Raw genomic sequence first — 17,838 nt, forward strand, 5'->3', positions numbered from 1 at the left:
ACCGGACAGGGAGGACGTGCCTCGCCGGAGAAGCCGAGGGGACGGGGAGGCCACCGGGACAAGGAGCCCGCCAGGACGGTGAAGTCGCTGGGACGGTGAAGTAGCCGGGACGGTGAAGTCGCCGGGACGAGGAAGCCGCCCCTCCGCCATGCATCCGTTGCGGGCCCGCCCGGGACCCCCGAGTCTTGGAGCGATGCCCAATCGCGAGGAGGCGGTCCACGATGGCGGACAGCGGTACGACGGGCGCCGAACGGCAACGGCTCGCGGAGGCCGACGCGGCCCGGGCGCCATGGCGCCGTTGGGGCCCCTATCTCAGCGAACGTCAGTGGGGGACCGTCCGCGAGGACTACAGCCCCGGCGGCGACGCGTGGTCGTACTTCACCCATGAGCAGGCACGCTCCCGCGCCTACCGCTGGGGCGAGGACGGCATCGCCGGCGTCAGCGACGACAAACAGCGGCTGTGCTTCGCCCTGGCCCTGTGGAACGGCCACGACCCGATCCTCAAGGAGCGCCTCTTCGGCCTGACCAACACCGAGGGCAACCACGGCGAGGACGTCAAGGAGTGCTACTTCTACCTCGACTCGACACCCACCCACTCCTACATGAAGTACCTCTACAAATACCCCCAAGCAGCCTTCCCCTACGACGACTTGGTCGACACCAACCGCTCGCGCGGGCGCCGCGACTACGAGTACGAACTCCTTGACACCGGCATCTTCGACGAGGACCGCTACTTCGACGTCTTCGTCGAGTACGCCAAAGCAGGACCCGAGGACCTGCTGATCGAGATCACCGCCCACAACCGCGGTCCCGACGATGCCCCCCTCCACGTGCTGCCGACCCTCTGGTTCCGCCACACCTGGTCCTGGGCCGGCGGCACCGCCGTCCCGAGCCTCGCCCTGGACGGGTCGGCCGTCCGCGCCGAGCACGAGGAACTGGGCACGCGACGGCTGTACTTCAGCGGCGGGACCGAGACCCTGTTCACCGAGAACGACACCAACAACGAGCGTGTCTTCGGCAGTTCGAACACCACGCCGTACGTCAAGGACGGCATCGACCGGTACGTCGTCCACGGCGAGACCGACGCCGTCAACCCCGCCCGGACCGGCACCAAGGCCGCCGTCCACCATGTCCTCACCGTCCCCGCCGGCGGCAGCGCCACCGTCCGGCTCCGGCTGACCGACGCCCAACCCGCCGACCCCTGGGGCGACTTCGACGCGACCATGGACGCCCGCCGCACCGAGGCCGACGAGTTCTACGAGGACGTCCTGCCCGACGGCCCCAGCGAGGACGAGCGACGGGTCGCCCGCCAGGCCCTCGCCGGCATGCTGTGGAGCAAGCAGTACTACTACCTCGACGTCGAGCGCTGGCTGGCCGAACACGGCGTCGACCCGCTCGGCGCCGACCCCGGCGTCCGCAACAGCGCCTGGTACCACATGGTCAACGACGAGGTCATGTCGATGCCGGACGCCTGGGAGTACCCCTGGTTCGCGGCCTGGGACCTCGCCTTCCACACCATCGCCCTGTCCATGGTCGACATCGGCTTCTCCAAGTCCCAGCTGGACCTGCTGCTGCGCCGGCTGTATTTGCACCCCAACGGCCAGATCCCCGCGTACGAATGGAACTTCGGCGACGTCAACCCGCCCGTGCACGCCTGGGCCGTCCTCTTCGTCTACGAGCTGGAGAAGCACCGCACCGGCAAGGCCGACCGCGCCTTCCTGGAGAACGCCTTCCACAAGCTGATGAAGAACTTCAGCTGGTGGCTCAACCGCAAGGACGTCGACGGCAACAACGTCTTCCAGGGCGGCTTCCTCGGCCTCGACAACATCGGCGTCTTCGACCGCAGCGCCCCGCTGCCCACCGGCGGCCACCTCGACCAGGCTGACGGCACCGCCTGGATGGCGCTGTACTGCCAGAACCTGCTGGAGATCGCGATCGAACTCGCCGACGAGAACCCGGTCTACATCGAGCAGGCGCAGACCCTCTTCGAGCACTTCGCGTGGATCGCCGTCGCCACCAACCGCATGGGCAAGGACAACGAGAGCCTCTGGGACGAGGAGGACGGCTTCTTCTACGACGTCCTGCGGCTGCCCGACGGCACCGCGACCCGCCTCAAGGTGCGCTCACTGGTCGGCCTGATCCCGCTCGCGGCGACCAGCGTGGTCGGTGCCTGGGCCGGTCGCCGCTTCCCCGAACTGGCCGCCGGGGCGCAGGAGTTCATAGAGCGGCACCCGGCCGTGGCGGCCATCGTCTCCGCCCAGCAGAACATCGGCCCCGGCGAGGGCGGCCGAGTCCTGTTCGCGCTGTTCGGCGAGGACCGGCTGCGCCGCGTGCTGGCCCGCATGCTCGACGAGGACGAGTTCCTCGGCCCGCACGGCATCCGCTCCCTGTCGAAGCACCACGCCGAACACCCCTACACCTTCGACGTACATGGCGAGACGTACGGCGTCGGCTACCTCCCCGCCGAGTCCGACTCGGGCATGTTCGGCGGCAACTCCAACTGGCGCGGCCCGGTCTGGTTCCCCGTCAACATGCTGCTGATCCGCGCCCTGTTGAACCTGTACGTCTACCACGGTGACGCCTTCACGGTGGAGTGCCCGACCGGCTCCGGCAAGCACCTCACCCTCTACGAGGTCGCCCGCGAGATCTCCGACCGCCTCACCTCCACCTTCCTCCAGGGACCCGACGGCCACCGACCGGTGCACGGCGCCCAGGCCAAGTACGCCAAGGACCCGCACTGGAAGAACCTGATCCTCTTCTACGAGTACTTCCACGGCGACAACGGCGCGGGCCTCGGCGCCTCCCACCAGACCGGCTGGACCGGCCTTGCCGCCGTCACCGCGACCCTGTTCCACGTCGTCGGCGTCGGCGACTGGGGGACCCTGCGCGAGGAGCCGCTGTCATGACGGTGTTCCACGAGATCAACACCCTCATCTGGCTGCGCGAGTTGAGCGCACGGTTTGGCCGCCGGATCACTCTGGGCGAGGTCCCCGGCGAGGCCTGGGACGAGGTCGCGCGGCCCGGCGTCGACACCGTCTGGCTGATGGGCGTATGGGAACGCAGCCCGGCGGGACTGGCGATCGCCCTGCGGGACGAGGGACTGCTCGCCTCCTTCCGCGCCGCCCTGCCCGACCTCACCGAGGCGGACATCGCCGGATCCCCGTACTGCGTACGGAACTACGTGGTCGACGAGTCCCTCGGCGGTCCGGCCGGCCTCGCCGAGGCCCGCGCCCAACTGGCCGCGCGCGGCCTGCGCTTGATCCTCGACTACGTCCCCAACCACGTGGCCCCGGACCACCCCTGGCTCACCGAACGCCCCGACTGCCTGGTCCATGGCACCCCGGACGACCTGGCCCGCTCGCCCGAGGCTTTCATCGAGGCCGGCGGGCAGATCTACGCCCGTGGCCGGGACCCGTACTTCCCGCCCTGGCCGGACGTGGTCCAACTGAACTCCTTCAGCGACGCGTTGCGGACGGCGGCGGTCGAGACACTGGTGGCCATCGGCGACCAGGCGGACGGCGTGCGCTGCGACATGGCGATGCTGCTGATGACCGACGTGTTCGCCAAGACCTGGGGCGACCGGGCCGGAGCCCCGCCCGCCGAGGACTTCTGGCCGTACGTGATCCCGCGCGTCCGCGAACGCCACCCGGACCTGCTCTTCGTCGCCGAGGCCTACTGGGACCTCGAATGGGCCCTCCAGCAGCAGGGGTTCGACCACTGCTACGACAAGCGGCTCTACGACCGCCTGCTGCACGAGGACGCCGAGTCCGTCCACGGCCACCTCCAGGCCGACCTCGCCTACCAGCACGGTCTCGTCCGCTTCCTGGAGAACCACGACGAACCTCGCGCCGCCGCCACCTTCCCCGGCGACAGCGAGCGCTCCGCCGCCGTCACCGTCGCCACCCTGCCCGGCGCGACACTGTGGCATGAAGGCCAGTTCGAGGGCCGGAAGGTCCGCCCGCCGGTCTTCCTCTCCCGCCGCCCGCCCGAACCCGTCGACGAGGAACTTCGCGAGTTCTACGGCCGGTTGCTCCCGGCGGCGGCCGAGGTGCGGGTCGGCGACTGGCAGCTGCTCACCTGTACGGGCTGGCCGGACAACGACACGCACCGCAACCTCCTCGCCTGGAGCTGGACCGGCCCCGACACCCGCCATGTCGTGGTCGTCAACGACTCGGACGCGCCCGCCCAGGGCCGGGTCCCGCTGCCCTGGCGCGACCTCCAGGACCGCGCCTGTCACCTCACCGACCTGCTGTCCGGGCAGACGTACGACCGCGACGGCACCGAACTGGTCACCTCCGGCCTCTATGTCGACCTGCCGGGCCGCGCCTCCCACGTAATGCGCGCGTGGTAGAAGCGGATCATGCACCTTTCCACCGCCTCCACCCGCCGGACCGGTGTCCGATGACCGCCGGCATCGACACCCCGGACCGCCGCGGCCGCACCGGCCTGGACCGCACGGGCCTCGACCTCACCGGCAACCCGCGCGTCAAGGTCCGCGAAGTCCGGCTGCTGTCCAGCCACTGGTACGTCGAGCGCGCCACGACCTTCGACCTCCAGCTCGCCGACGGCACCTGGAGCACCCAGCAGCGCGAGACGCACGACCGCGGCAACGGCGCCACCATGCTGCTCTACGACGCCGACCGCGAAACCGTCCTGCTCACCCGGCAGTTCAGGTACCCGGTGTACGTCAATGGCCACCCCGACGGCATGCTCGTCGAGACCCCGGGCGGACTGCTCGACGACGACGACGAACACCCCGAACTCGCCGTGCGCCGCGAGGTGGTGGAGGAGACCGGCCACACCATCGGCGAGGTCCGGCACGTCTTCGACGTCTACATGAGCCCCGGCTCGGTCACCGAACGCGTCAGCTTCTACGCCGCCGCCTACGGCCCCTCGACCCGCACCCACGAGGGCGGCGGCCTGGACGAGGAGGGCGAGGACATCGAGATCGTCGAACTGCCCTTCCGGCGGGCCCTGGAGATGATCCGCACCGGAGAGATCGCCGACGCCAAGACGATCATGCTGCTCCAGTGGGCGGCACTGGAAGGCCCCTTCGCGAAGAGTTAGTTCGCGAAGGCTTGACTTCAAGTGCGCTTCAAGATGAAGACTCCCGTTCGTGCCCGGACAACCGGGCGCGAACGGGAGGACCCATCATGAGGTACCGCACCATCGGAACCGACCCGGCCCACCGCCGTCAGGTGAGCGTGCTCGCGCTCGGCGCGATGCTCTTCGGCTCACGGACCGACGAGGAGACGTCCTTCGCCGTGCTCGACCGGTACGTCGAGGCCGGCGGCAACTTCATCGACACGTCCGACAACTACGCCTTCTGGACCGACGGCGGCCAGGGCGGCCACAGCGAGGAACTCCTCGGCCGCTGGCGGCGCAGCCGTGGCATCGGCGACGAGATCGTCATCGCCACCAAGCTCGGCGCCCGCCCGCTCGCCCCCGGCACCAGCTACATCGACAACCCCGAGGGCCTGTCCGCCAAGGTCATCCGCGAGTCCGCCGAACGCAGCCGGGAACGCCTCGGCGTGGAGAAGCTGGACCTGCTCTACGCCCACATCGAGGACCGCACGGTTCCGATCCAGGAGACCGTCGAGGGCTTCGCCGAACTGGTCGCCGAGGGCACGGTCGGTCTCCTCGGGGTCAGCAACCACGCCGTGTGGCGCGTCGAGCGGGCCCGCGCCCTCGCCGCCGCGGCCGGACTGCCCAGCTACGAGGTGCTCCAGTACCAGCACAGCCTGCTGCGCCCGCGCGCCGACGTGACCGACGACATGTTCCCGGACGGCAGCCTCGGCCACACCGGCGCCGAACTGCTGACCTACCTGCGCGCCGAGCCCGAGGCCCTCACCCTGGTCGCCTACTCGCCGCTCCTCGCGGGCGCGTACACCCGCCAGGACAAGCCGCTCCCGCCGGACTACGACCACCCCGGCACGCCCGCCCGGCTCACCGTGCTGCGGGCGGTCGCCGAGGAGACCGGCGCCACCCTCAACCAGGTCGTCCTGGCCTGGCAGCTGGGCGGCGACCTGCCGATCATCCCCTTGGCCGGCGCCTCGTCCGTGGCCCAACTGGAGGAGAACCTGGCCGCGCTCGACCTGGAACTCACCCAGGACCAGCGCACCCGGCTGGACGCGGCGCACTGATCCGGGCCGGGTTCCCCGGCGGGCGCGCTACAGACCGCACCCCACGTGCGCCAGCGCCTGCCGGAGCAGCACCCCGTGCCCGCCCGGCATCTCGCCCTGCACGGCGGCCGACACGGCCTCCTGCGGGCTGAACCAGACCAGGTCCAGGGCGTCCTGCCGGGGCCGGCAGTCGCCGGTCACGGGTACGACGTAGGCCAGCGACACCGCGTGCTGACGCGGGTCGTGGTACGGCGTGGCGCCCTGGGTCGGGAAGTACTCGGCGACGGTGAAGGGCTGCAGGGAGGCCGGGATCCGGGGCAGCGCCACGGGTCCCAGGTCCTTCTCCAGGTGGCGCAGCAGCGCGTCCCGGACCCGCTCGTGGTGCAGCACCCGGCCGGAGACCAGGGTCCGGCTGACCGTCCCCTCCGGTCCCATGCGCAGCAGCAGGCCGACGCTGGTGACTTCGCCGCTGTCGTCGACGCGCACGGGCACCGCCTCGACATACAGGATCGGCATACGGGCACGCGCCATCTCCAGCTCGTCGGCGCTGAGCCAGCCTGGCGTGGTATCGGTCATGTCAGACATTGCTTGATCATACTTTCAGGAGGGGCCGGGCAGACGGTAGACCCGGCGAGCGTTGTCCGCGCCCGCCCACCGGGCGATCCGCATTGCGTCGGGCAGGCTCAGCTCGTCGGCGTCCACCCGGTCCTGAAGCAGACCGGTCAGACCCCGCCGGAAGGCCAGCGCACCCAGACAGTAGAACTCAGCCAGACCGTACGCGTCCGAGCTGTACAGCAGTTTGCGGAACGGAGTGATCTCCGTCGCCTCCGCAAGGACCGCGCGAGCCCGGGCAGGACCGACGTGGTGCAGGGTGAGGCCCACGTCGAGATACACCTGCTCGAACACAGCCGCGAGGTAGGCGGCCTGGCGCTGGTAGGGCCAACAGTGCAGCAGAAGCACCGGGATCGTGCCGGCGGTCAGATGCAGCCAGTCGGTGAGATGCGTGGGGTCGCAGCGGTGCAGCCGGATGTCGTTGTCGCCGAATCCGACGTGCAGTTGGAGCGGCAGCCCGAGATCGACGGCGGTCCACAGCAGATGCCGTACGAGGACCGGGTCCGTCAGTCGGCCGCCCTCCGCGAGCCAGCGCCGGGCCGCCTCGGTGACCTCGTCCGCCGCGGGGCGGGCCGGGTCCAGGTCGAAGCCGGTGCGGTAGGCGGCCACGGACTTCACCGCCACCACGCCGGGGCGCCCCACCGCCGCCCGCGCGGCCGCCCCGAACTCGGCCGCGTACTCGCCGGGTTCGACCCCCTTCGCCGCCACCGCCTCCGCGACGCCCTCCAGCCGCACCACCTCGTACGCCGATCCGCCCACGGTGTCCGCCAGTTCGGCGGGCGTGGTGAGCCGGTCCGGGGTGTACCCGGTGTCCACGCAGAACACGTCCGTGGAACCGGCGGTCAGGAAGCGCCGGTTGACCTCGCGCCAGCCCAACTCGGCCCGCCGGGCGAGGTAGTCGTCGACGGGGGCGTGCCGGGGCAGGTCGAGCAGGGGAGCGCAGTGCCGGCGTACCGACACGCCGACCGGGCTGTCGAAGGGCGAGATCCCCGGCCAGACCCCGCCCTCGGTGAGGAGCTCCTCGAAGCCCTCCCGGGACAGGTCCGCGGTGACCACCCCGTGGCAGTGATGGTCCGTCAACTCCTGCGCGTCGAGCGCCTCCTGGATCGCGCCCACGTCAGTACTTCCAGCGGTAGGCGGCCGCCACGCCCTCGTCGTCCCGCCCGTCCACGGCGGCGATCTCGCCGAGACGTACGGCGATCACCGCGTCCGCGAGGACCGGTCCCAGCGCCGCCCGCAGCACCTCGTCCTTGCGGAATTCCTCGACCGACTCGGCGAGCGACACCGGCAGTCGGCGCACACCCCGGGCCGCCGCCTCCGCGGGGTCGAGCCGGGCCGGATCCCCGGTGATCTCCTGGGGCAGCGGCGCCGACGAGGTGAGCCCGTTCAGCCCGGCCGCGATCACGCCCGTGAGCGCGAGATACGGGTTGGCGGCCAGGTCGACCGGCTTGACCTCCAGGTTGGCGGCCTGGTCGCGCAGGCCCGCCGTGCCGGTGACGACACGCACCGCGGACTCCCGGGTCTCGCGGCCCCAGGCGGTGAACACCCCGGCCCACTGGGAGGGCTTGAGGCGCAGATAGCTGGCAGGACTCGGGGCGGTCAGTGCCGTGAGCGCCGGGAGCCGGCCGAGAACTCCGGCCACGAAGGACTCGGCGTCGGCCGTCATGCCGTACCGGCCCGCACCGCCCGCGTGCAGGTTGACGCCGTCGCGCCACGCGGAGAGGTGGAGGTGACCGCCGTTGCCGACACCCTCGGCGAAGACCGCGGGCGCGAACGAGACCACCAGCCCGTGCCGCCCCGCCACCGCCCGGATCGTCTGCCGCACCAGGACACTGCGGTCGGCCGCGGCGACCGGGTCGAGCGCGCCCACCGAGACCTCGAACTGCCCGGACGCGTACTCGGGATGGAGCTGCTCGACGTCCACGCCCTGCGCCGCGAAGGCCGCCAGCAGGTCGGCGGTGTAGTCACTCAGCTCGACCTGCCGGACGGCTCCGTACGCCGGGCCCGTGAGCGCCGGGACGAACTCGCCGGTGGCGGACGGGCCCCGGCCGACGGCCCACTCGACCTCGACGGCGGCCCTGAAGGTGATGCCGTCCCGCTCGGCCGCCTCGGTGACGGTCCGGCGCAACACCGTACGAGCGCACGCCGGATGGGGCTCGCCCTCCTGCGTGATGCGGTCGACCGGTGCCCACGCCCAGCCGGGTTGCCCGGCCAGGACGGTGAGTTGGTCGAGGTCGGGGTACATGCGCAGATCGCCGTCGGGGGAGCCGAGGACGTCGGTGGTGACGATCGAGTCGTCGGCGAGGAACGTGTCGAACACCGGCGACATACCCACGCCCCAGGCCGCGGCCGAGGCGAGCTTCGCCGTCGGGACCGTCTTCACCCGCGCGATGCCCGCGGTGTCGACGTAGGCGAGGACGATCCCGTGCACCCCGCGTCCGGCCAGCTCGCCGCCGAGTGCGGTGGCCCGCTCGACATCACCGGGGCGTCCGCCGGGGACGGGATCGGCAAGGGTGGTCATACGTTCTCCTCGACGGTTCGACCGGTGTACTGGCCCGCGTCAGGGTTTCACGGCGATCGCGCCGAACTGCGGTACCACGGCCGGGGAGTCGGCCCCGGGACGCCAGCGCGAGCAGGACACCAGGCCCGGCTCCAGCAGGTCGAGGCCCTCGAAGAAGGAGGCGATGTCCGTGCCGCTGCGGGCGGTGATCGGGGGCGTGGCGTTCTCGTTCCAGAACTTCATCGCCGGGATCTGGCCCTCGCCGCCGAGTTCGGCGTCGAAGGTGGGATGGGTGAGGACCAGGTAGCTGCCGGCGGGGACCGTGGCCATGATCCGCCGGGCGATGTCCCTGGCCTTCTCGGTGTCGAGGACGAAGTTCAGGATGCCGAGCATCATCACCGCGACGGGCTCGGTGAAGTCCAGGGTCCCGGCGGCGCGTTCGAGGATCGCCTCCGGGTCGTGCACGTCGGCGTCGATGTAGTCGGTGCCGCCCTGGTCGGTGCCGGTCAGCAGGGTGCGGGCGTGGGCGAGCACGATCGGGTCGTTGTCCACGTAGACGATCCGCGACTCCGGTGCGATCCGCTGGGCGATCTCGTGCGTGTTGTCGGCGGTCGGCAGCCCGGTGCCGATGTCGAGGAACTGCCGCACCCCGCGCTCCTCGGTCAGGAACCGCACGGCCCGGCCCAGGAACCAGCGGTCCGCGCGGGCGATCTCCCGGATGATCGGGAACATCCCGGCGACCTGCTCGCCGACCTGCTGGTCGACCGCGTAGTTGTCCTTGCCGCCGATCCAGTAGTTCCACACGCGCGCGTTGTGCGCCACAGCGGTGTTGAGCCTGGCCGATCCGCCCGAGGGGGTGTGGCTCTCACTCACGACTCTGCTCCTCCTCGCACCGCCTGCGGCCTTCGTCGCCATTGTGCCGGGCGGGTGATCACGGTGTCCCGGGAATCGGGGAGCAGGGGTGGGGGGAACAGGGGGAGCGTTCTCAGTCGTCGTTGCCCGGGTCCGCGGCGGGCGTCTTCCCCGCCAGGACGTCCTTCAGGCGCGAGGTGCCCTCCTTCACGGCCTGCTCGGCCGAGTCGGACTCGTCGCCGTCGAGACCGCCCGCGGTGACGGTGATCGCGTCGTCGCCGACACGTACGGCCATGACATCCAGGGTGAGCGTGGTGGCCGTGCCGTTGGTGGTGCCCTGCACCGTCACGCGCAGCCCCTGCCGGGCGTCGCCCTCCTTCGGCACCGAGGCCTCGATCACCTGGACCGTCCGCTTCCCGTCCTTGGTGTCCGTCGCGGTGAACTGGTCGCACTTGTCCGGCAGGGTCCCCAGCCAGGTCAGGGAGGCGGCGAGCGGGGCCCGGTCGTAGGCGGCGACCTGGTGGAGGAGGCGGGAGTCGCCCTGCTCGAAGCCGATGAGGGCGGAGGCGCCCGTGGGTTTGCCGAGCAGATCGTCGGCGTACAGGCCGTCGAGGAGCTTCTGACAGTCGGCCGCGTTCGTCTTCGCGGTGAGGAAGCCCGCCACGTCGACCTTGCCGACGAGCAGCTCGTCCCGCCAGGTCGCCGCGTCGTCGACCTTCGTCCAGTCGTCCTCGATGTCCGCCTCCGTGATCAGCGCGGCCCGCGCCCCGGCCTCGGTCAGCCGGGCCGGTGCGGTAGACGTCCGCGCGGCGAGCGGGGAGGCGGCGCGGGCCTCGTCGGTGACGGACGAGGCGGCGACGTCCGCAGCGGTGGAGCCGCCGTCGCCGTCGTCCGAGCAGGCCGCGGTGGTCAGCAGCGTGCCCGCGGCCAGCGCGGCGGCGAACACACGGACGGGGCGGGACGCACGACGGGTCATGACGGGTGCCTCCTGGAAGGATCGGGTCTTCCCTCAGCGCACCACCGGGCCCACCAGCTCACCAGCGCACTGGACCGTACGGGTGATGCCCGAGCGGTCGTGGACGCAGGTCACCGCATGCCTCGGCCATCCCGCACGAGCCGTCCGCCGGCCCCTGTCTCCCGGTCCGTCAAAGGCCGCCCGCCGACCGTGAATTGACGACATCACGATCGGCTACCGGTCAGTACCCCCACCCGGTGACACGTGGGAGGCCTGGGGTAACGTCCCCCGCGTCCGCAGGCCGGCGGTGTCGAAGGGGGCGGCTGACGCATGGAGATCCACCTGGTCGACGAAGGGGGCGCGGTGTCCGACAGTTCGCGGCTGGAGGCTCTGGCCCCCGAGCCCCTGCTGACCCGGGACTACGAGACCCGCCCCGCGCTCGTCTACGAGCGGCTGCGCGACCGGCACGGTCCGGTGGCGCCGGTCGACCTGCTGGGCGTGCCCGCCTGGCTGGTGCTGGGCTACCGCGAGTCGCTCCAGGTGCTCCAGGACGACCCCGGCTGGCCGAAGGGTCTGGAGAACTGGCGGGCGCGCTCGGAGGGCCGGGTGCCCGCCGACTGGCCGCTCGGCCCGTCCCTCGAGGTCAACCACGTCCTGATCCAGGGCGGCCCCGGCTACCCGGCGCTGCGCACCGCCTGGGACACCGCGCTGCGGCCCTTCCAGGACCCGCGCAACCCGCAGGCGAAGCGGCTGAAGGCGGCCGTCACCGGTTACGCGGACGAGCTGATCTCCCTGCTCGGGCAGGGCGGCGTCACGGGTGCGGCCGACCTGTCCGCCCAGTTCTCCCGGCCGCTCCCGCTGATGGCGGCGAGCCATCTGCTCGGCTTCCCCGGCTCCCAGGGCGACGACGCCCTGATGGACATGTGGCGGGTGCTCGACGCGGGCCCGGACGCGGAACCGGCCCTCGACCGGCTGCTGCACACGCTCAAGGAACTCGCCGCCTCGAAGATCGCGCAGCCCGCGGACGACTTCCCCTCCCACCTGGTGGCCGCCCACCCGGACCTCTCCGTCGACGAGCTGGCCCGCGAGCTGTTCATGCTGCTCGGCATGACCTCCGACCACGTCGGCATCCTCGTCTCCAACACCGTCGTCGAGGTCATCTCCGGGGACGCCGACGGCGGGGTGCGCACCGCGCTGTCCGCCGGGATGGTCCGCGAGACCATGAACCGCGTGGTCATGCGCAAGCCGCCGCTGGTCAACTTCGTACCGAGGTTCGCCGCCGAGGACACGCGGCTCGGCCGGTACACCATCCGTGCCGGCGACCCCGTGTGGGTCTCCTCCGCAGCCGCGCACGCCGACCCGCTCTTCGCCGACAAGACGGCACCCGGCACCTCCACCATCAGCAGCCGCGCCCACCTGTCCTGGGGCGCGGGCCGCCGCCAGTGCCCCGCCCGCGAGCTGGCCTCCACCATCGCGGCGGCCGGCGTCGGCCGGCTCTTCGAGCGGTTCTCGCACCTCGAACTCGCCCTCCCCGTCGACCAACTGCCCTGGCGCTCCTCGCCGTTCATGCGCGGCCTGCGCTCCCTGCCCGTCCGCTACGAGCTGTCCGCACCGGTCAGCTCGTACCCGCGGCCGCGCCTGGCGGGCGTCTCGCCCGGCGAGGACGTATCCGACGAACCGGGCGCGTCCGACGGCTCCGATCACAGCGCCAAGCGCCGGTCCTCGCTGTGGCGCTACCTGACCGGACTCATCCGGTCGGGCGGCTGACCTGGGCTTCGACCGGCTCACGTAGGGTGGAAGCGCCGTCCGGAGCGGGCGGCGGTGCCGTCCACCCTCACCGGAAGCAGGTCATGTCCTCCGCCCCCGCACACCTCGTCACCGACCTTCCCACCGGTCCCGCGGACATCCGGCTGATCGTCACCGACATGGACGGCACGCTCCTGGACGACGCCAAGCGGATCCCGCCCGGCCTCTGGGAGACGCTGGCCGAACTGCGCCGGCGCGGTGTGCTGTTCAGCCCGGCGAGCGGCCGCCAGTACGCCACACTGGCGCGGGAGTTCGCCGAGGTCTCCGAGGGCATGGCGTTCATCGCCGAGAACGGCACCTATGTCGTACGCGACGGCGTGGAACTCGCCTCGGACCCGCTGGCGCCCGGCGTGGTCGCCGAACTGGTGCGGACGGTACGGCAGTTGGTGGCGTCCGGCGTGGACGTGGGGGCCGTGGTCTGCGGCAAGCGGTCCGCGTACGTCGAGCGGACCGACGGGGCGTTCCTGGACGAGGTGCGCCGGTACTACGTCGAGAACCAGGTCGTCGAGGACGCCACCGTGATCGACGACGACATCCTCAAGGTCGCCCTCTACGACTTCGGTTCCGCCGAGCGCACCACCGCCCCGGGCCTCGCCCCGTTCGCCACGACCCACCAGGTCGTCGTCTCCGGCGAGCACTGGGCCGACGTCATGAACCCCACCGCCAACAAGGGCGCCGCCCTGCGCCGCCTCCAGCGCGACCTGGGCATCACCCCCGCACAGACCATGGTCTTCGGCGACTACCTCAACGACCTGGAGATGCTGGACGCCGCGGAGTGGTCCTTCGCGATGGCCAACGCCCATCCGGACGTCGTCGCCAGAGCCCGCTACACAGCGCCGTCGAACAATGACAACGGCGTGCTGCGTACGATCGCACGCGTACTGTTCAATGGAGCTGCACACGTTCGGTCCTGAGGGGAGGGGTCGTGTCTCCTGCCGCAGCACCGCCCGTCGGTGCCCGTGTCCGGCGGGCGCGCCAGGCGAGGGGCATGAGTCTGCGCGCCCTGGCACGGGAGATCGGCGTCTCCGCGAGCCTGGTCTCCCAGATCGAGACCGGCAAGAGCCAGCCGTCCGTGAGCACGCTGTACGCGATCACCACTGCTCTCGGGATCTCGATCGAGTCGCTCTTCGACGGCGGCGACGACGGCCGTGACGACATCGCCGCCGACGCTCAAGTCGCCGCCGCGGCAACGGCTTCGGTGCTCCCCGGTACCGTCCTGCACGCCCTCGCCGCCTTCGCCGCCGACCCCGGCCGCCGCATCGGGCCGCTGGTCACCCCCGGTGAACGGGAGACGCTGGAGCTGGACTCGGGTGTCGTGTGGGAGCGGCTCGGTCATGTGCCCGGTGTGGACGTCGACTTCCTCCAGGTGACCTACCGGCCCGGCGGCTCCTCCTCCAGCTCGGGTGGCCTCATGCGGCACGCGGGCACCGAGTACGGGTGTCTGACCTCCGGTGAACTCGTCCTGACCCTCGGCTTCGACGAGTACACGCTGGGTCCGGGCGACGCCGTGTGCTTCGAGTCGACGACCCCGCACCGCTACCGCAACGACGGCGCCGAACCGGCCGTGGGCGTCTGGTTCGTGTTCAGCCAATCCGTTCAGTGGCACGGACCAACTGTTCAGTAACACTTGACACTCGCCGGGTCCGGTCGTTCACTCCGAAGCGGGGGTGGTCGCCATGACGATCCGCACATTCGGACCCAACGCCGTCGACTGGGAAGAGCGCATCGACCTGGACCGGCTCCGCACGGAGCGGCTGGCCCGGCTGCACGACTCCCTGAACCGCTCCTCCCTCGGCGCGGTGCTCAGCTTCGACTTCGCCAACATCCGCTACATGACCGCCACGCACATCGGCACCTGGGCGATGGACAAGCTGATCCGCTTCGCCCTGCTGACGCGCGGCGGCGAGCCGATCGTCTGGGACTTCGGCTCCGCGGCCCGCCACCACCAGCTCTACAACCCGTGGCTGGACTACAGCGACGGCAAGGACGGCCCGCCCACCGGCGCCCGCGCCGGCATCTCCACCCTGCGCGGCGCCTTCCACCCGGACGCGGGCATCGCCGAGGACGTGGCCCGGAAGATCGCCGCCGAACTCCACGAACACGGCCTGGCGGGCGAGCCGTTGGGCATCGATGTCGCCGAGATGCCCGTGCTGGCCGCCCTGCGCGCGGAGGGCATCGACGTCGTCGACGGCCAGCAGGTGTTCCTGGAGGCCCGCCGCACCAAGACCCGCGACGAGATCTCCCTGCTCACCCAGGCCTGCGCGATGGTCGACGCGGCCTACGAGGAGCTGTACGGCTTCCTGCGGCCCGGAGTGCGCGAGAACGAGTGCGTGGGACTGGTCAGCAAGGTCCTCTACGACCTCGGCAGCGAGTACGTCGAAGGCGTCAACGCCATATCGGGCGAACGCTGTTCACCCCACCCGCACGTCTACAGCGACCGGCTGATCCGCCCCGGCGACCCCGCCTTCTTCGACATCCTGCACAGCCACCTCGGCTACCGCACCTGCTACTACCGCACCTTCGCCGTCGGCAGCGCCTCCGGCGCCCAGCGCGACGCGTACGTCCGTTGCCGGGAGTACATGGACCGGGCCATCGCCCTGGTCCGGCCCGGCGCCACCACCGCCGACATCGTCCGAGTGTGGCCGCGCGCCGAGGAGTTCGGGTTCGCCGACGAGACGGCCGCCTTCGCGCTCCAGTACGGCCACGGGGTCGGCCTGTCGATCTGGGAGAAGCCCATCTTCAGCCGGCTCGTCTCCCTGGACCATCCCGAAGTCCTCCAGGAGGGCATGGTGTTCGCCCTGGAGACCTACTGGCCGGCCGCCGACGGCTGGTCCGCGGCCCGGATCGAGGAGGAAATGGTCGTCACCGCCGACGGCTGCGAGGTCATCACCAAGTTCCCGGCCGAGGAACTGCTGGTCGCGGGCCGCAAGTACTGGACCGTCGGCGGTGAGCTCAACACCCGGCGCGAGGCGCAGTCCCACCTCAACACCGGCTTCGCGGACGGGACACGCTGATGGACGCGGCCGAACTCCTCACGCTCTACGAGCAGATGGTCGTCATCCGGCGTACCGAGAAGGCCGCCCACGACCTGTTCCTGTCCGGCCTGGTCAAGGGCACCACCCATCTCGCCGCCGGACACGAGGCGATCGCCGTCGGCGCGAGCGCCGCCCTGCGCGAGGACGACTACGTGTTCGCCACCTACCGCGGCCACCACCACGCGCTGGCCCGCGGTGCCACTCCCGAGGAGTGCCTGGCCGAACTCATGAGCCGGGCCACGGGGTTGTGCGGGGGCAAGGGCGGCTCCATGCACCTCACCAAGGCGTCCACCGGCATGCTCGGCTCCTACGCGATCGTCGGCGCCCACCTCCCGATGGCGGTCGGCGCGGCCTGGTCGGCCCGGCTGCGCGGCACCGGACAGCTGGCGGTCGCCTTCTTCGGCGACGGCGCCACCAACATCGGCGCCTTCCACGAGGCGCTGAACCTGGCCGCCGTATGGAAGCTGCCCGTGCTGTTCGTCTGCGAGAACAACCTCTACATGGAGTACACCGCGATCGCCGACGTCACGGCGGTGGCCCGGCCCGCGGCCGACCGGGCGGCCGCCTACGGGCTGGTCGGCGAGACCGTCGACGGCAACGACGTCGTCGCCGTCCGGGACACGGTCGCCCGCCTCGCGCGGCGGGCCCGGGCAGGAGACGGGCCCGCCCTCCTTGAGGCCGCGACCTACCGGCACTTCGGGCACAGCCGCGCCGACCCGGCCGCCTACCGCCCCGCCGAGGAGGTCGAACGCTGGCTCAAGCACGACCCGTTGGACCTCGCGCGCGGCCGACTGGTCGAGCTGGGCGTGTCCGAGGAGACGGTCACCGAGGCAGACGCCCGCGCGCGTGACGTCGTGGAGCGGGCGGTCGAGGCGGCGAAGAACGCGCCCGCGCCGGATCCGCGCGACGCGCTCACCGACGTATGGGCGGACGGGGGTGCCGCATGGCGGACGTGATCACCTACCGGCAGGCGGTCGCCGAGGGCATCGCGCGCGAGATGCGCCGGGACCCGGCCGTCGTGTGCCTGGGGGAGGACATCGGGGCGGCCGGCGGGGTGTTCAAGACGACCGCCGGGCTCTTCGAGGAGTTCGGGCCGGAGCGGGTGTGGGACACGCCGATCTCCGAACAGGCCATCGTGGGCGCGGCGATGGGCGCCGCGATGACCGGGATGCGGCCGGTCGCCGAGATCATGTTCTCCGACTTCCTCGCCTGTTGCTGGGACTACCTCGCCAACGAGATACCCAAGGTGCGGTACATGACGGGCGGTCAGGTCACCGTGCCGCTCGTCGTGCGCACCGCCAACGGCGGCGGTCTCGGTTTCGGCGCGCAGCACTCGCAGGCCACCGAGAACTGGGCGTTCACCGTCCCCGGGTTGAAGATCGCGGCACCGGCGACGCCCGCCGACGTCGTCGGCATGATGGCGGCGGCGATCCGCAGCGACGACCCGGTCGTCTTCTTCGAGCACAAGGGACTGCTCGCGAGCAAAGGGGCGCCGCCACCGCCCGGTCACGTCGTCGAACTCGGCCGTGCCGCCGTCGTCCGCGAGGGCGCGGACGTGACCCTGGTCGCCCTCGCCTCCATGGTCCCGGTGGCGCTGACGGCCGCCGAACTCCTCGCGGCCGAGGGCGTCGAGGCCGAAGTGGTCGACCTGCGCTGTCTGGTGCCCCTGGACACCGCCACCGTCCTCGCCTCCCTGGGCCGGACCTCGCGGCTCGTCACCGTCGAGGAGAACCCGTACCAGGGCGGCTGGGGCGCCACCCTCGTGTCCGTCGTCGCCGACGAGGGGTTCGGCCTGCTGGACGCGCCGGTGCGCCGGGTGGCGGGGGAGTGCGTCCCGCTGCCGTTCGCGGACGCGCTGGAGGAGCGGGTCATCCCCACCGTCGACAAGGTCGTGGCGGCGGTCCGCCACCTCGCCGCCTACTGAGAAACCCCCGACCTTCCCTGGGAGGAAGCGCG

At 71.5% G+C, this 17,838-nt stretch carries 15 protein-coding genes; 10 read left to right on the plus strand and 5 right to left on the minus strand.

Translation table 11 applies throughout. The features are described 5' to 3' along the window. Nucleotides 1-221: 221 nt before the first annotated feature. The 4 genes from ACWD5F_RS24385 to ACWD5F_RS24400 all read left to right on the plus strand — a co-directional run bounded on the left by ACWD5F_RS24385 (nt 222) and on the right by ACWD5F_RS24400 (nt 6,143). A complete protein-coding gene (locus ACWD5F_RS24385; RefSeq protein WP_451257257.1) occupies nt 222-2,906 on the plus strand; it encodes an MGH1-like glycoside hydrolase domain-containing protein in 2,685 nt (894 codons plus the stop codon). Then, the gene (locus ACWD5F_RS24390) at nt 2,903-4,351 is read left to right on the plus strand and encodes an alpha-amylase (protein WP_451257259.1); all 1,449 of its coding nucleotides are present in this window, start codon (nt 2,903-2,905) and stop codon (nt 4,349-4,351) included. Before ACWD5F_RS24385 ends, ACWD5F_RS24390 begins: the two co-directional genes overlap by 4 nt. 50 nt (nt 4,352-4,401) lie before the next feature. After that, nucleotides 4,402-5,067: an NUDIX domain-containing protein gene (locus ACWD5F_RS24395; protein ID WP_451257260.1), complete on the plus strand. Its 666-nt coding sequence runs from the start codon at nt 4,402-4,404 to the stop codon at nt 5,065-5,067. Nucleotides 5,068-5,153: 86 nt separating this feature from the next. Continuing rightward, a complete protein-coding gene (locus ACWD5F_RS24400) occupies nt 5,154-6,143 on the plus strand; it encodes an aldo/keto reductase (protein ID WP_451257262.1) in 990 nt (329 codons plus the stop codon). 27 nt (nt 6,144-6,170) lie between these two features. On the opposite strand, the gene ACWD5F_RS24405 is transcribed toward ACWD5F_RS24400, so the two are convergent. The 5 genes from ACWD5F_RS24405 to ACWD5F_RS24425 form a co-directional block, all read right to left on the minus strand. Further along, complete coding sequence (locus ACWD5F_RS24405; protein WP_451257263.1) at nt 6,171-6,707, minus strand: NUDIX hydrolase family protein; 537 nt, start codon at nt 6,705-6,707, stop codon at nt 6,171-6,173. 15 nt (nt 6,708-6,722) lie between these two features. Beyond that, the gene (locus ACWD5F_RS24410; protein WP_451257264.1) at nt 6,723-7,850 is read right to left on the minus strand and encodes an amidohydrolase family protein; all 1,128 of its coding nucleotides are present in this window, start codon (nt 7,848-7,850) and stop codon (nt 6,723-6,725) included. Nucleotide 7,851: 1 nt separating this feature from the next. Continuing rightward, the gene (locus tag ACWD5F_RS24415; RefSeq protein WP_451257266.1) at nt 7,852-9,255 is read right to left on the minus strand and encodes a glutamine synthetase family protein; all 1,404 of its coding nucleotides are present in this window, start codon (nt 9,253-9,255) and stop codon (nt 7,852-7,854) included. A 39-nt stretch (nt 9,256-9,294) separates the two neighbouring features. Continuing rightward, nucleotides 9,295-10,107, minus strand: a complete 813-nt coding sequence (locus tag ACWD5F_RS24420; protein WP_451257268.1) for an SAM-dependent methyltransferase — start codon at nt 10,105-10,107, stop codon at nt 9,295-9,297. Between the two features lie 112 nt (nt 10,108-10,219). Beyond that, complete coding sequence (locus ACWD5F_RS24425) at nt 10,220-11,062, minus strand: hypothetical protein (RefSeq protein WP_451257270.1); 843 nt, start codon at nt 11,060-11,062, stop codon at nt 10,220-10,222. 309 nt (nt 11,063-11,371) lie between these two features. On the opposite strand from ACWD5F_RS24425, the gene ACWD5F_RS24430 reads away from it, so the two are divergent. The 6 genes from ACWD5F_RS24430 to ACWD5F_RS24455 all read left to right on the plus strand — a co-directional run bounded on the left by ACWD5F_RS24430 (nt 11,372) and on the right by ACWD5F_RS24455 (nt 17,806). Then, a complete protein-coding gene (locus ACWD5F_RS24430) occupies nt 11,372-12,808 on the plus strand; it encodes a cytochrome P450 (RefSeq protein WP_451257272.1) in 1,437 nt (478 codons plus the stop codon). An 83-nt stretch (nt 12,809-12,891) separates the two neighbouring features. After that, nucleotides 12,892-13,761: a Cof-type HAD-IIB family hydrolase gene (locus ACWD5F_RS24435; protein WP_451257274.1), complete on the plus strand. Its 870-nt coding sequence runs from the start codon at nt 12,892-12,894 to the stop codon at nt 13,759-13,761. Nucleotides 13,762-13,772: 11 nt separating this feature from the next. Then, on the plus strand, nt 13,773-14,471 hold the full coding sequence (locus ACWD5F_RS24440; protein WP_451257276.1) for a helix-turn-helix domain-containing protein: 699 nt from the start codon (nt 13,773-13,775) through the stop codon (nt 14,469-14,471). Between the two features lie 52 nt (nt 14,472-14,523). Further along, the gene (locus tag ACWD5F_RS24445) at nt 14,524-15,861 is read left to right on the plus strand and encodes a M24 family metallopeptidase (RefSeq protein WP_451257278.1); all 1,338 of its coding nucleotides are present in this window, start codon (nt 14,524-14,526) and stop codon (nt 15,859-15,861) included. Beyond that, a complete protein-coding gene (locus tag ACWD5F_RS24450; RefSeq protein ID WP_451257280.1) occupies nt 15,861-16,838 on the plus strand; it encodes a thiamine pyrophosphate-dependent dehydrogenase E1 component subunit alpha in 978 nt (325 codons plus the stop codon). The genes ACWD5F_RS24445 and ACWD5F_RS24450 overlap by 1 nt, the downstream gene beginning before the upstream one ends. Next, the gene (locus ACWD5F_RS24455; RefSeq protein WP_451257282.1) at nt 16,826-17,806 is read left to right on the plus strand and encodes an alpha-ketoacid dehydrogenase subunit beta; all 981 of its coding nucleotides are present in this window, start codon (nt 16,826-16,828) and stop codon (nt 17,804-17,806) included. The genes ACWD5F_RS24450 and ACWD5F_RS24455 overlap by 13 nt, the downstream gene beginning before the upstream one ends. The last annotated feature ends 32 nt before the right edge of the window (nt 17,807-17,838 follow it).

Source organism: Streptomyces sp. NPDC002499, assembly GCF_053595415.1.

Excerpts from the sequence above, each read along its gene's own strand:
- ACWD5F_RS24405 (WP_451257263.1), bottom strand. The coding sequence starts at position 6,707 with ATGTCTGACATGACCGATACCACGCCAGGCTGGCTCAGCGCCGACGAG.
- ACWD5F_RS24395 (WP_451257260.1), top strand. The coding sequence starts at position 4,402 with ATGACCGCCGGCATCGACACCCCGGACCGCCGCGGCCGCACCGGCCTG.
- ACWD5F_RS24385 (WP_451257257.1), top strand. The coding sequence starts at position 222 with ATGGCGGACAGCGGTACGACGGGCGCCGAACGGCAACGGCTCGCGGAG.
- ACWD5F_RS24455 (WP_451257282.1), top strand. The coding sequence starts at position 16,826 with ATGGCGGACGTGATCACCTACCGGCAGGCGGTCGCCGAGGGCATCGCG.
- ACWD5F_RS24425 (WP_451257270.1), bottom strand. The coding sequence starts at position 11,062 with ATGACCCGTCGTGCGTCCCGCCCCGTCCGTGTGTTCGCCGCCGCGCTG.
- ACWD5F_RS24390 (WP_451257259.1), top strand. The coding sequence starts at position 2,903 with ATGACGGTGTTCCACGAGATCAACACCCTCATCTGGCTGCGCGAGTTG.
- ACWD5F_RS24450 (WP_451257280.1), top strand. The coding sequence starts at position 15,861 with ATGGACGCGGCCGAACTCCTCACGCTCTACGAGCAGATGGTCGTCATC.
- ACWD5F_RS24400 (WP_451257262.1), top strand. The coding sequence starts at position 5,154 with ATGAGGTACCGCACCATCGGAACCGACCCGGCCCACCGCCGTCAGGTG.
- ACWD5F_RS24435 (WP_451257274.1), top strand. The coding sequence starts at position 12,892 with ATGTCCTCCGCCCCCGCACACCTCGTCACCGACCTTCCCACCGGTCCC.
- ACWD5F_RS24415 (WP_451257266.1), bottom strand. The coding sequence starts at position 9,255 with ATGACCACCCTTGCCGATCCCGTCCCCGGCGGACGCCCCGGTGATGTC.
- ACWD5F_RS24430 (WP_451257272.1), top strand. The coding sequence starts at position 11,372 with ATGGAGATCCACCTGGTCGACGAAGGGGGCGCGGTGTCCGACAGTTCG.
- ACWD5F_RS24445 (WP_451257278.1), top strand. The coding sequence starts at position 14,524 with ATGACGATCCGCACATTCGGACCCAACGCCGTCGACTGGGAAGAGCGC.